Below are 12,998 nucleotides of genomic sequence, written 5' to 3'. Positions count from 1 at the left end.
AAGGATGTGCCCCGTGACCGAAGGACAACCGATCGCCTGCTTCCAACCCTTCATCGACACCGCGACCGGCCTGGTCGCGGGCGTCGAGGCCCTGGGGCGCCTGCGCCAGGACAACGGAGAACTGCTTTCGGTCGGCCCGCTGTTCTTCAACCCGCGAGTGAGCCTGAGCGAACTGCGCCGGCTCGACCGGCAGATCCGCGATGCCGCCCTGGCGCGCATCCACGAAGCACCGTCGGACTGGTTCCTCAGCCTGAACATCTCGCCGCGCTGGATCAGTCGCCTGCGCCCGAACCAACCGCTGCCCAGCCTCAAGCAACTTCAGCAGCAAGGGGTTCCCCCCAAGCGCGTGGTCTTCGAGATCACCGAACTGGGCGGCGGCAACCAGCGCTTGCCGGAAGTGGTCGCGCGCTACCGCGAGGCCGGCGCACGCATCGCCATCGATGACTTCGGCGCCGGCTACTCGCAGCTCGACCGTGTACTGGCGCTGCAGCCAGACATCCTCAAGCTCGACATGCGCCTGTTCCAGGCGGCTGCCCGCGGCGGGCCCAGCGGTGACGTGGTTAAAGCCCTGGCGCAGATGGCCGAGAAGACCGGCTGCTGGATCATCGCCGAGGGCGTGGAGACCGAAGAGGAAATGGACTTCGCCCTGGAGTGTGGCGCGCGTTACGTGCAGGGCTTCCTGTTCGCCAAGCCCGCACTGGAATTCCCATCCAGTACCGCCTTCCGCGAAGCCTTCGCCCAACACCGTGATCGCTACGTGCGCCGCAAACTGCAGGAACGCGCCAACCTCATCCAACTGCGCCAGCAACTCGCCGAGCTGATGGACATGCTGCGCCCCTGGGCCGAGAGCGGCGCCATCCTCAGCAGCCTCCCCGCGGCACCCGAATCCTTCACCCGCCTGCTGCGCATCTACCAGTGCGACCGGCACGGCACCCAGACCTCACCCAACCTGGAGTGGAACGGGCTGTTCTGGAAAGAAGACCGGCGCTATCTGGGGCACAACTGGTCCTGGCGCCCGTATTTCTACCAACTGCTGGCCGAGGGTTGGGAGGAGCGCCGCCTGATGCTGTCCAACACTTACCGCGACGCCACCACCAACCAGTACTGCATGACCGCCGGACAGTTCATCGACCAGGGCCGACGCCTTCTCCTCATCGACATCGACGCCGAGGGCCTGTAGCCCCGCGATTGAGATTGCCGGCGCGAACGGCTAGCGTTGCCGGTAACTCTCCAAGATTGCGGAACCACGAATGGACTGGCACACCCTGCTCCCCCGAGAACGTCTCGGCAAACCGGTACACAGCAGCGCCGAACTTGGTCGCAGCGCCTTCCACAAGGACCACGACCGCATCATCTTCTCCGGCGCCTTCCGCCGGCTGGGCCGCAAGACCCAGGTACACCCGGTTTCGAGCAACGACCACATCCACACGCGCCTGACCCACTCGCTGGAAGTCGGCTGCGTCGGCCGCTCGCTAGGCATGCGGGTGGGCGAAATTCTTCGCGACCGCCTGCCGGAATGGTGCGACCCAGCGGACATGGGCGTGATCGTGCAGTCCGCCTGCCTGGCCCACGACATCGGCAACCCGCCTTTCGGCCACTCCGGCGAAGACGCCATCCGCCACTGGTTCCAGCAGGCCGCCGGACGCGGCTGGCTGGACGACATGAATGACGAGGAGCGCTCCGACTTCCTGCATTTCGAAGGCAACGCCCAGGGCTTCCGCGTACTCACCCAGCTCGAATATCACCAGTTCGACGGTGGTACCCGCCTGACCTATGCGACGCTCGGCACCTACCTGAAATACCCCTGGACCGCCCGCCATGCCGACTCGCTCGGCTACAAGAAGCACAAGTTCGGCTGCTACCGCAGCGAGCTGCCGCTGCTGGAGCAGATCACCCAGAAACTGGGCATGCCGCAGCTGGAAGCCGAACGCTGGGCTCGCCATCCGCTGGTCTATCTGATGGAGGCAGCGGACGACATCTGCTACGGCCTAATCGATCTCGAAGACGGCCTGGAGATGGAGCTTCTCGACTACGCCGAAGTCGAAGCGCTGCTGCTCGACCTGGTCGATGACGATCTACCGGAAACCTACCGCCAGCTCGGCCCCAATGACTCGCGCCGGCGCAAGCTGGCGATCCTTCGCGGCAAGGCCATCGAGCACCTGACCAACGCCGCGGCGCGGGCCTTCGTCGAGCAGGAACCGGCTCTGCTTGCCGGGCAGTTGACCGGCGACCTGGTGGAGCACATGCACGGCCCCGCCAAGCGCTGCGTGCAACGGGCCAAGGCCATGGCGCGGGAAAAGATCTTCCAGGACAAACGCAAGACGCTCCATGAAATCGGCGCCTACACCACCCTGGAAATCCTGCTCAACTCCTTCTGCGGCGCAGCCCTGGAGCAGCATGGCGGACGAACGCCGTCGTTCAAGCACCGGCGAATCCTCGACCTGCTCGGACAGAACGCACCGGACCCGAGCTGGCCGCTGTACCGCTCCTTCCTGCGGATCATCGATTTCATTGCCGGCATGACGGACAGCTATGCCACGGAACTGGCGCGGGAAATGACCGGGCGCTCCAGCCCGAGCTGAGCCTTACGCCACCCGCCCGGACCTCGCCAGTTGTTCGCTGAGCCCCTGCTGCAGATCGGCCATCGCGGAGACGACAAACGACGCCTTCGCGCGGACCTCCAGCGGGTCCGGATGATCGCGACAAACTGCCTCCAGCTCGACGCAGGCGTCCTGCAGGACACCTGCATTCACCAGGCGGGCGGCGCCCTTCATACGATGCGCGAGGTCCCCCAGCTGTTTCCAGTCTTGCGCTTCCAGCAACGGCTCGACCTGCCCGATATCGATGTCATTGCTGCTGTGCAACTCTTCCAGCAGCCGCCGGATCAAGGTGGGGCTCCCCTCCGTCATTTCCACCAGCAACTTGAGATCGACGCCTTGCACCGCGTCACGCTCGGTCTCAGCCACAATACGGGGCACGGACTCCAAGCGCTGGCGCAGATTCTCAAGGCCGATGGGTTTGAACAGGCAATCGTTCATACCGGCACGGCGGCAGTTTTCCACCTCATCCGGCTGGGCATTGGCGGTGAAGCCGAAAATCACACAAGGCTCCACGTCCATTTCCACTTCCAGATCGCGAATACGGCGCGCCAGCTCATAGCCGGTGAGCACCGGCATGTTGCAGTCGGTAATCACCAGGTCGAAATCACCGGGATGCCAGACCTGCAGTGCCTGGGCCCCATCGGATGCCACCTCCACCCGGTGCCCGAGGTGCTCGAGCTGCTGCGTCAACAGCAGTCGGTTGGCGGCATGATCGTCCACCACCAGCACCTGGAGCGACGTGCCGCGGGCCCGAGGTTCCGCCTTGGTGGCGGGTCTCTCTTCAGGCAAGGGCTCCAGCGCCTGCAACAGCAGGTTCACAGTGACCCGCGTACCCCGCCCCAGCTGGCTTTCCAGGTGAACGCTGCCACCCATCATTTCCGCCAGCTTGCGGCAGATGGTGAGCCCCAGCCCGGTACCACCACGGGAGGCCTGGCTGTTCTGCGATGCCTGACTGAACGGCTCGAAGAGCTGGGTCTGATCGCTGACGGATATCCCGATACCGCTGTCTTCAACGGCAACACTCAGCGCGATGCGGTCCCCGGCGAGTCGCTCCCCACCCACCTGAATCCGTACCTGGCCCTTGTCGGTGAACTTGATGGCATTGCTGACCAGGTTCGACAGTATCTGTTTGAAGCGCAGCGGGTCGATGAGAACCTCGCAGGCGGCGTCGGCCTCTATCTCGACCTTGAGTTCCAGCCCCTTCTGCCGCGCAAGGCCATCGAACACCCGCGCGATGGACTCGACCAGTTCACGCAGCCGGGCACGCTCCGGCATCAGGGTCAGGCGCCCGGACTCGATCTTGGCAACGTCGAGAATATCGCCGATCAGCGTCAGCAGGGACTTGGCCGAGTCATAGGCGACCTCGACCGGCTCGCGCTCCCAATGTCCCCGATCGGCACGAGTCAGCGCCAGTTCGAGCATGCCGATTACCGCATTCATCGGGGTACGGATTTCGTGGCTCATGGTCGCCAGGAAGGTGCTCTTCGCCCGGTTGGCCTCCTCGGCCTGATCCTTGGCGGCCTGCAACTGATGATGCAGGCGCTCGCGCTCGGTAACGTCGAGCCAGCCGCTCACCAATCCCAGCACCTCGCCCTTTGCTCCCCGATAAGGCGTCGCCCAGTGGTAAACCTCTAATTCATTGCCGCGTAACCGGAACACCCGGTCCGCCGTCAACGCCATGCCCTGCTCCATGGCCTGCAGAAGCTCTTCGTGCAGCGCCCGAGCCTCCTCGACCGGCAACCAATCGCAATCGATGAGGCGGCTGCCCTGAGCGGCTTCACGGGTCATGCCCGTCACCTCGAGGAAGCTGCGATTACAGGTGATCAGCCGCCCCTCCCTGTCCCGTACGGCAACAGGATGGGGAATTCCGTCGATCATCGCGCGCTTGAACCCCAGCCGATAACTGAGCTCCTTCTCCGACAACCGACGGCGGCGGACCTTCACCTGCAAGTGCCAGTTCCACAGCAGCACGGCAACGAGCAGCACGATGCCCACCGAGAGCAGTTCCACGATCTGGGCCCGATAACCATCCCAAATGCTATCGGGATTTTCCGCACTCGCCGCCCAGCGACTGATGACGTTGGCCATGTCATCCGGAGAGATCGCCAGTATTGCCTTGTTCAGGATGCTCAACAGCTCAGGGTCCGCCTGGGACACCGCAATGGAGAACTGGCCGGGCTCCCGGTCCAGGGATGCCGCCACACGCAGGTCGCGGTAATAACGCGAGATCAGGTAGCTCGCCGACGTCGACAGGTGGATGCCCGCATCCACCTTGCCCTCGCTGATCATCGGCAGGTCGTCGACGTTGTTTTCCACTGGCACGAGCTGCACCTCCGGATGCTGCTCACGCATGAAGCTCTCCAGAACCGACCCCCTGGGCACGGCCACACGCCGCCCACCAAGATCGGCCAGGGAATGGAACCAGTCCGCGTTCTTCCCTACCACGACCACAAAGGACGCCGTCATGTACGGGCGGGTAAACGTCAACCACTCCTCCCTCTCCTGGGTCGGAGTCAGAGCGCCAACCGCCTTCGTCTTGCCGGCGCGGACATCGTCCAGCATCGCGGAAACACCCGCCTCGGGCCGTACCTCGAAGCTGAGCCCCGTCCGCGCGTGGATCAGGTCCAGCAGGTCCGCGGTGATCCCCCGGAAATTCTGCTGCGAATCGAAGAAGGAAATCGGTGCCAACGCTCGATCGACCACAAGCACCGGGTGCGGATTGCGCTCCATCCAGCGCTGCTCCTGGGGGGTGAGGATCAGTCGCTGGTTGGCGATGGAATAAGCTCCTCCCGGACTCCAGCGCCGCCGGATGGTGTTGTCGACCTGCTGCGGGGTGGCTGCCAGCGCGTGATCGAGGATTCTCAACAAGGGGTCGTCGGAGCTCCTGACGGCGAAGCTGAATCCCGCGCCGTTGAAGCTGGCGAAGTTGAGCGGCTTGAGATTGGCCAGATAACCCTGGCTGATCAGGTACTGCGCGCTGAATGAGTCCCCCACGAACAGATCCGCCTGGCCGAATGCCACCGCCTCGAGCGCCTGGCGCACGGACTGGGAAGGCATGATCGTGGCCTGGGGGAAATACCTGGCGATCTCCTCGCTGGAGAAGTAATCGCTGACCACCGAAATCCGCTTGCCCTGCAACTGCTCCCCGCTGTCCAGACGCATGCCCTGAGGCCCGACGACAATCGGCTGGTTGGTGAAGTAGGGTTGGGAAAGGCTGACCCCGGGTGCGCTCGACTCATAGTGGGTCGCACGGCTCAACAGGTCTATCTCGCCATGCTGGAGCGCGTCGATCGCGGAATTTCTATCGGCATACCGACGCACTTCGACACGTACATTGAGCGCCTCGGCAAGCACTCCCATGTAGTCGGCGGTGACACCTTCCAGATCCGTACCACTGGCGGTGATATCGAACGGGGCATAATCAGGCGCGGTCACCCCCAATACGAGGGTGCGCTTGTTCCGCAGCCACTGCCAGTCCGCCTCATCCAAATGAACCTTGACCGGTACGTCCAACGACCGGGCCAGCAGGTTCATCGGGGACCAGGATGGCAATTCCGCTCCCACGGCACCCAGGCAACCCAGCAGCAATACTGCCCCGAGAGCCAAACGAAGGTGCCTACGCCAGTTGAACATCACCCACCTCAGACCAAGGCGTTACGCTTGGCGAATTCGATCAGATCGACCAGGGAATGAGCATTCAGCTTCAGCAGCAGTCGGGTCTTGTAGGTACTGACCGTCTTGTTGCTGATGAACATCTGCTCGGAGATCTCCTTGTTCGAATAGCCATTCGCCAGGTACTGGAGCACGGCCATTTCGCGGTCGGAGAGGCGCTGGATGAGCTCCTGGTCATCCATCTGTCCGCTGTTTCTGCGTGTCTGCCGGATAGCCGTGCTGGGGAAGTAGTTGTATCCCGCTACCACGGCGCTGACAGCGCTGACCAGTTCAGCCAGCCCACCCTGCTTGCAGACGAAGCCCGAGGCGCCGGCCTGCATGCAGCGCATGGCGAACAGCGAGGCGCTCTGCCCGGTCAGCACCAGGATTTTCAGCGGCAGGTCGAAGGCGGAGATTCGACTGATGACTTCCAGGCCATCCAGGCGGGGGATTCCGATGTCCAGGACAACCAGATCCGGGACCAGGTCCTTGACCAGGGAGAGAGCGTCCACGCCGTTGTCCGTCTCGCCTACGACGACATGGCCTTCTTTTTCGAGCAATACCCGCATTGCCATGCGGATTACCGGGTGGTCATCGACAATAAGTACCTTGCTCACGGAATCCCTCCGACAGTTTTCATCAAGTGAAATATCTGCCGGTAAGATATCTTCTGAGTTTGCTCTGTCGAGATACTTTCCCCTCGATATTCATCATCAAGGGAAATTCCTACACAACAAGCGTAGAACTCTTACAAAACACCTAAAGTCTCGAGCACCCATTCTCCCAAAAATACCAATCGCAATCTCTTTATCCGACCACCCAGCAGAATCTTCCGACATCAAAAAAACAAAATACCGACATCGCTCCCCCGACAAGAGCAGCACTATCGAAAGCGTCCCGCCCCTAACGGATGTCCAAGATGAGCGCCTCTCAGTTGATGATCCTGAAGAGTCACCTGACTCTCAGGCTGTCCGCCGTGCCCACCTTGAGAGCATTCCGCTTTGGGGACATTCGGACGCCGCCGAATGGATGGGAGGCATCGCAGCACCTGCGCCAGAGCGCAGGTGTCGGCAACGCCATACCTAGAGTCCGAAGGCCGAAAATGGATGACTTGACCTTCCTGCGACCGGTCGTACAGGAGAGCCGGATCAAGGTCATGATGCGGGTGAGCGCGAATTCCTCGAAACTGTGCCAGGCAACATTACATCTGACTGTCCCGCACAAACCTCAGATACTGGGGAGCGTTGAAAAATCGATCCATCTATTGATATTGGAAGAGAAAGTCAGCAGCTACATACATGCGGATATCGCCTCCATAAGCTCATCACTTAACTGAACTTCAATTGAAGAAGCCCACCAAGCCCCTTCACATCCAGAGTTTGAAGCACACTACCGACCAAAGATAAAACTGACCACTAACCTGCAACTCGAACCAACCGCACTCGCACACGGAAGTTCATTGGAATCTATTGCAAGAGACCGCTCCGCCTGCCAGTTCCATAGTGTTCCATCAACTTTGAAATAACCGATCTGCAACTTCCCGAACGGGTCAGCCATATCGAGGCCAGGATCAGGCACTACGGGATTCCGGCCAGCGCCCTGCCGCTGGGAATCACCCAGAACGATCTGGACCCATCCCCCGCGAATCCATCGCCAGCCCGGACACCCCATCCCCCAGGAGAAACTGCCATGCAGGACCCGAAGCTCGCCATCCTGGTCGTCGAAGATCATCCCTTTCAATTGATCGCCATGCAGATGCATCTCAACCGGATGGGATTCTTCTACCTGACGCCTGCGCTGGACGCCGAGGAGGCGCGAGACGCTTGCAAACGGCGCGGAGAGCCTTTCGACCTGCTGCTGTGCGACATCAATCTCCCGGGCACCAGCGGCATAGAGCTGTTCAGCGAACTGGCCAGCAATGGCGGTATCCGGCAGGCGATACTGTTCAGTTGCAAGGAGGAAGACGAACTGCAATCGCTTGAGCAAGACCTCAAAAGCCGAGGCCTCCCCCTCCTCGCCTGCCTGTCCAAACCCCTGGACCAGCAGACGTTGCTGCAATCCCTGGGCAAGAAAAGCGCGTGACGGCCCGGATGCATCGCCGCCATCAGCGGCGCGTGCATCTCGAGTACGCCGCTACTAGGCCTTGGCGTTGATGGGCTGATCCGGATACCAGGCGTCCATCAACGGCCCCGCCGTGTAGCCGGCAAGCTCCGGCTGCTGCTTGAGCCAGCCGTCGACCGTGGCGCGCTGCTCCTCGCTGACCGAGCCACGGTGCGCCAGGCAGATGAATCCGTATTCGTCGCAGCCGCCATACACCATGTCATTGGGTTCCACAGCATCGGCGGCGAAGCGCTTCATGAACGCCACAACAGCGGCTTCATCCAGCCCATCCTTGTATTGGAAGCTCAATTCGAATCCCAACTCCTGGAATTCATCAACACACAACTTCTTGCGCAAGCGACGGGAGCGATTGGTGGCCATCTGAAAATCTCCGGCGGATAAGGCGACAATTCGACCTCATCGTGATTACTCCAACTGCCCGGCACGACCCGGACAGGCCATCCACAACTTTAACAGCTCCAGCGCCGTCGCCCATGACAACTGGCACGTGTTGCCCAGCGCAACACGCCTCGGCTTGCGGCATAATGTCCGCAGCTCCGGGGGAACAAGGAGCGTTCATTCGTATTGTTGCGTTTCATCTTTTCATTTTTTCATGTCAATGCCCGACCACTGGGATGTCGCCTTTCCTATGTTCAAATCGCTGCGAGTTCTCGCCTTCGCCACATTGCTGCCCTTCACCCTACCGGCCCTGGCCCAGATCAACACCACCCTGCCCGACCGCGTCGAGAAGGCCCTGAAGGCCAGTAAACTGACCAATGACGCGCTGTCGCTGGTGATGATTCCTCTCGAGGGCCCCGGCAACGCCACTTATTTCAATTCCGACGTTTCGGTGAATCCGGCTTCGACCATGAAGCTGTTCACCACCTACGCCGCCTTGGAAATGCTCGGCCCTACCTACAAGTGGCAGACCGAGTTCTACACCGACGGCCAGCTCAAGGACGGCGTGCTCAACGGCAACCTCTACCTCAAGGGCGGCGGCGATCCCAAGCTGAACATGGAGAAGCTCTGGCTGCTCATGCGCGACCTGCGCGCCAATGGCGTCAGCAAGGTCACCGGTGACCTGGTGCTGGACCGCAGCTACTTCAACATCCCGCAACTGCCGGTGTTCAACGACGACGGCGGCGACGACAACAAACCCTTCCTGGTCGGCCCCGACTCCCTGCTGGTCAACCTCAAGAGCGTGCGCCTGGTCGTGCGTTCCGATGGCGGCAAGGCCAGCGTGCTGATGGACCCGCCACTGGCCAACGTACGCATCGACAATCAGGTTCAGGTGAGCAAGGCCGAGCCCTGCCCGGCGTGGCCGAAGCTGCGCTTCAGCCCCGTCACCCAGTTCGATGGCACCTCGCTGGTAGCGACCGGCCAGATTCCCCTGGGCTGCAGCGCGCAGACCTACATGTCGCTGCTCGATCACCCGGGCTACACCGCCGGCGCGGTTCGCGGCATCTGGCAGGAACTGGGCGGCACCATCATGGGCAAGGACCGCGAAGGCAACGTGCCCAAGAGCGCCAAACTGGTTGCCCGCGCCGAATCGCCGGATGTGGTGGAAGTCATCCGCGACATCAACAAGTACAGCAACAACACCATGGCGCGCCAACTGTTCCTCTCCCTGGGTGCGCATTTCCGCAACAGTGCCGACGCCGATGACGCCCAGGCCGCGCAGCGGGTGATTCGCCAATGGCTGGCTCGCAAGGGCATCACCGCCACTCACCTGGTGATGGAGAATGGCTCCGGCCTGTCCCGCGACGAGCGCGTCAGCGCCCGCGAGATGGCCGCGATGCTGCAAGCCGCCTGGCACAGCCCATATGCCGCCGAATACATCTCCTCGCTGCCGATCGTGGCGAAGGACGGCACCATGCGCAAACGCCTGCGCGGCACCCCGATGGCCGGTGAGGCGCACGTCAAGACCGGCACCCTGAACACCGTACGCGCCCTGGCTGGCTTCAGCCGCGATGCCAACGGGCGCACCTGGGTGGTGGTGGCGATCCTCAACAGCAACCGGCCGTGGGGCGCATCGTCCATCCTCGACCAGGTGCTGCTGGACCTCTACAGCACCACCAAGCGCGCCGGAGAGTGATGGACAAGGGCCCCGGCGCCCGCCGGGGCCCTTAATCGTCTGCCCGCTCCAGGCGATCGCGGCCCTGCCGCTTCGCCCGGTAGACCGCCCGGTCCACCTTGCACATCAGGTCGTCAGCCGTCTCGCCGACGCGCCAGCCAGCCACCCCGAAGCTGGCGGTCACCACACCCACGCCGTCCATGGGTTGGCTACGCAGTGCCTGCCACAGTGCTTCGGCCAGCTGCATGGCCTGCTCCACGGAGCTGCCCGGGCACAGCACCACCAGTTCCTCTCCACCCAAGCGGCAGAACACGTCGGCCTTGCGCAAGCGCTGGGCGACCCTCTGGCACAGCGTGACCAGAACGGTGTCGCCGGTCTCATGGCCGAAACGATCATTGATGCTTTTGAAGTGATCGACGTCGAACATCACCAGCGACAGTGGCTCGCCGCTGCGTGAGCAGCGCGCCATGCTCAGCTCCAACTGCTCCTTGAAGTAGCGCCGGTTGTGCACGCCGGTCAGGGCATCGGTCACCGAGAGCCGCCGCAACTCCAGCTCCGCTTCCTTGCGCCGGGTGATGTCGGTCGCAATGCCCAAGTAGCCGGTCATCACACCCGACGAATCCCGTACACCGGTGATGATCAGGTTGATCTTCAGCTTCTGGCCGTCGCGGCGAACGCAGGTCCACTCGTGCTCCTCGTGCCCTTCGCCAACCACCGCGCCGACCACTTCGAACCCTCGGATCTCGCGCCCCAGCACCATCGACAGGTCATGCGCCCGGCGGCGTATTTCCTCCTTGACGAAGATGCTCTCCGGCACCGGCCGGCCCAGCACCTCGCGCGCGCTGTAGCCGAACAGGCGTTCCGCGCCGACGTTGAAGCTGCGGACGAAACCTCGTAGGTCGGTGGACACTATGGCCACCTGGGTCGCCGCATCGAGCAGCCCGTGCAGACGATTGTTGACCTCGCCCAGCTCCAGCTCCACCGCCTTGCGCGAGCTGATATCGGTCTGCGTACCGATCATGCGGCGCGCAGAACCATCGCTGCTCCGCTCCACCACCTGTCCCCGGTCCAGCACCCACAGCCAGCGGCCGCTCTTGCAGCGCAAGCGATGCTCGCTCTGGTACAGCGACGTCTCGCCGCGCAGGTGTCGCTGCAGCGCCTCGCTGCGCGCGGCCTGATCATCAGGATGAACCCGGCGCGAGCACTCGTCGGGACTCGCGCCGACTTCTGCATCGCGGAACCCCAGCATGGCCTTCCAGGCGTGGGAGTAGAACACCTTGCCCAGGTCGACATTCCAGTCCCACACGCCATGGCCGGCGCTGTCCATGGCGAAGTGCAGGCGCGCCTGGTTCTCCTGCAGCTCCAACTGGTTGGCCCGCAGCTCGGCGGTGCGCTCCTCCACTAACTGCAGGGCCCTCTGGCGCTGCCCCAGCAGCGCCAGCACGTAGCCGGCCAGCAACAACGAAGTCAGCAATCCACCCAGCACCACCCACAGCTGCGGATGCCCCTCGTTGCGTTGCAGAAAGTCACGGGACGGCTCGATACGGACGAGGTAGTCCCGCCCAGCGAAGTCCAGGTTCCGCTCCATCACCAGTCCGGAGCCCTGCGCAGCCGTCACTGCACTGCGATACATCGGCACTTCCGGGCTCCGCTCGGCGTTATCGCGCAGCGTAATCGCCAGTTGCGCCAGGCTATCCACATCCATGCCCTGCTCGATCAGCAGCCGATAGCTGATGGCGGCCACCAGCATGCCTTGCAGGCCGCCCAGGTTCTCCTCCCCCGGGCTGGTCGTCACGTTGCCCCTGTGGAATGGCGCGGCCAGCAGGACGCCGGCCGCGTCCTCCGCCGGCGCACCGGGCAGGATCACCGGCATCGACGCGGTCAGCTGTCGACCGGTGAGCACACGCTGCGTCAGCTCGCGCCCCGGCAGGGTGGAACTCAGGTCGAGCCCCAGCGGCAACTCCTGCAGATACTCGGACGCCCCGTAGAGCACGGGAAAATAGCGCTCGCGGACCTGCGCGGGTACCGGGTGGCCCTGAGGATCGAGGTCATGGATCAGATAGTCGAGCATCCCGGAAGCCTGGACCTGCTCCTCGAACGCCGCGCGCGCGTTCTGCTCGATTCTGGGCAACCAGGCATACCCGAGGGTGTCCACCAGCAAGGGGCTGACGAAATGCTCGAACTCCTCGCGCGATACCTCGTTGGAGTTCTCGAAGAAGCGCTGGATGGACTCCAGTTCGCTGCGCTGCAACACCAGTCGTTCGCGCACCCGATCGACCCGCTCGTTGGCCGCCAGGGCGAACTGTTGTTCCAGCGCCGTGCGCGCGTTGCGCCAGACATTCCAGCCCAACAGCCCGGTCAGCAGAACCCCCGCCGCGAGCACCAGGCCGGCTGCGCGTAACGCCTTCTTTTGGCGAACGATTCCCTGAGCGGCGGGCAATTGCTCATAGGCCGGCAACTGAGTCATGGGGACTCCCGCGTCAGAGCTGCGGAAAGGGTACCCAGTTCTTATAGCAGATGATGGCAGATTGCCCAGAAACCACTCGACGCACGGCCTGCAAGGCCGTGCGCCA

The 12,998-nt window shown here is 62.9% G+C and carries 9 protein-coding genes; 5 read left to right on the top strand and 4 right to left on the bottom strand.

Features of this window, described 5'->3' with window-relative positions; genetic code table 11:
* The first annotated feature begins 13 nt into the window (after nucleotides 1-13).
* A complete protein-coding gene (locus tag ACNFBT_RS03970; protein ID WP_416746628.1) occupies nucleotides 14-1,180 on the top strand; it encodes an EAL domain-containing protein in 1,167 nt (388 codons plus the stop codon).
* 70 nt (nucleotides 1,181-1,250) lie between these two features.
* Nucleotides 1,251-2,582, top strand: a complete 1,332-nt coding sequence (locus ACNFBT_RS03965) for a deoxyguanosinetriphosphate triphosphohydrolase (RefSeq protein WP_416746626.1) — start codon at nucleotides 1,251-1,253, stop codon at nucleotides 2,580-2,582.
* Between the two features lie 3 nt (nucleotides 2,583-2,585).
* Here the strand turns inward: ACNFBT_RS03965 and ACNFBT_RS03960 are convergent, their stop codons facing one another.
* Complete coding sequence (locus ACNFBT_RS03960; protein WP_416746624.1) at nucleotides 2,586-6,134, bottom strand: transporter substrate-binding domain-containing protein; 3,549 nt, start codon at nucleotides 6,132-6,134, stop codon at nucleotides 2,586-2,588.
* Between the two features lie 107 nt (nucleotides 6,135-6,241).
* Nucleotides 6,242-6,868: a response regulator gene (locus tag ACNFBT_RS03955; protein ID WP_416746622.1), complete on the bottom strand. Its 627-nt coding sequence runs from the start codon at nucleotides 6,866-6,868 to the stop codon at nucleotides 6,242-6,244.
* A 302-nt stretch (nucleotides 6,869-7,170) separates the two neighbouring features.
* On the opposite strand from ACNFBT_RS03955, the gene ACNFBT_RS03950 reads away from it, so the two are divergent.
* Nucleotides 7,171-7,587 carry a hypothetical protein gene (locus tag ACNFBT_RS03950; protein ID WP_416746620.1) on the top strand — a complete coding sequence of 139 codons (417 nt, stop codon included), beginning with the start codon at nucleotides 7,171-7,173 and terminating at the stop codon, nucleotides 7,585-7,587.
* Nucleotides 7,588-7,940: 353 nt separating this feature from the next.
* The gene (locus ACNFBT_RS03945; protein WP_416746618.1) at nucleotides 7,941-8,333 is read left to right on the top strand and encodes a response regulator; all 393 of its coding nucleotides are present in this window, start codon (nucleotides 7,941-7,943) and stop codon (nucleotides 8,331-8,333) included.
* A 54-nt stretch (nucleotides 8,334-8,387) separates the two neighbouring features.
* On the opposite strand, the gene ACNFBT_RS03940 is transcribed toward ACNFBT_RS03945, so the two are convergent.
* Nucleotides 8,388-8,732, bottom strand: coding sequence for a YggL family protein (locus ACNFBT_RS03940; protein ID WP_416746616.1), 345 nt, complete (start codon nucleotides 8,730-8,732; stop codon nucleotides 8,388-8,390).
* A 268-nt stretch (nucleotides 8,733-9,000) separates the two neighbouring features.
* Here ACNFBT_RS03940 and dacB point away from each other — a divergent pair, with 268 nt between their 5' ends.
* Nucleotides 9,001-10,446 (top strand): D-alanyl-D-alanine carboxypeptidase/D-alanyl-D-alanine-endopeptidase, encoded by a 1,446-nt coding sequence (dacB, locus tag ACNFBT_RS03935; RefSeq protein WP_416746614.1) that lies wholly within the window; start codon nucleotides 9,001-9,003, stop codon nucleotides 10,444-10,446.
* Nucleotides 10,447-10,477: 31 nt separating this feature from the next.
* Here dacB and ACNFBT_RS03930 read toward each other — a convergent pair whose 3' ends face one another.
* Complete coding sequence (locus tag ACNFBT_RS03930) at nucleotides 10,478-12,892, bottom strand: diguanylate cyclase (protein WP_416746612.1); 2,415 nt, start codon at nucleotides 12,890-12,892, stop codon at nucleotides 10,478-10,480.
* Between the last annotated feature and the right edge of the window lie 106 nt (nucleotides 12,893-12,998).

This window comes from Pseudomonas sp. NY15181 (genome assembly GCF_048068055.1).
In the GTDB taxonomy this organism is placed as follows: Bacteria; Pseudomonadota; Gammaproteobacteria; order Pseudomonadales; family Pseudomonadaceae; genus Pseudomonas.
The sequence above is the reverse complement of the archived record's forward strand: the minus strand, read 5'-3'. Positions and strand labels throughout refer to the sequence as shown.

Bases quoted from the DNA above. Each gene is read 5' to 3' on its own strand.
- ACNFBT_RS03960 (WP_416746624.1), bottom strand. From the start codon at position 6,134: ATGAACCTGCTGGCCCGGTCGTTGGACGTACCGGTCAAGGTTCATTTG.
- ACNFBT_RS03930 (WP_416746612.1), bottom strand. From the start codon at position 12,892: ATGACTCAGTTGCCGGCCTATGAGCAATTGCCCGCCGCTCAGGGAATC.
- dacB (WP_416746614.1), top strand. From the start codon at position 9,001: ATGTTCAAATCGCTGCGAGTTCTCGCCTTCGCCACATTGCTGCCCTTC.
- ACNFBT_RS03940 (WP_416746616.1), bottom strand. From the start codon at position 8,732: ATGGCCACCAATCGCTCCCGTCGCTTGCGCAAGAAGTTGTGTGTTGAT.
- ACNFBT_RS03965 (WP_416746626.1), top strand. From the start codon at position 1,251: ATGGACTGGCACACCCTGCTCCCCCGAGAACGTCTCGGCAAACCGGTA.
- ACNFBT_RS03945 (WP_416746618.1), top strand. From the start codon at position 7,941: ATGCAGGACCCGAAGCTCGCCATCCTGGTCGTCGAAGATCATCCCTTT.
- ACNFBT_RS03950 (WP_416746620.1), top strand. From the start codon at position 7,171: ATGAGCGCCTCTCAGTTGATGATCCTGAAGAGTCACCTGACTCTCAGG.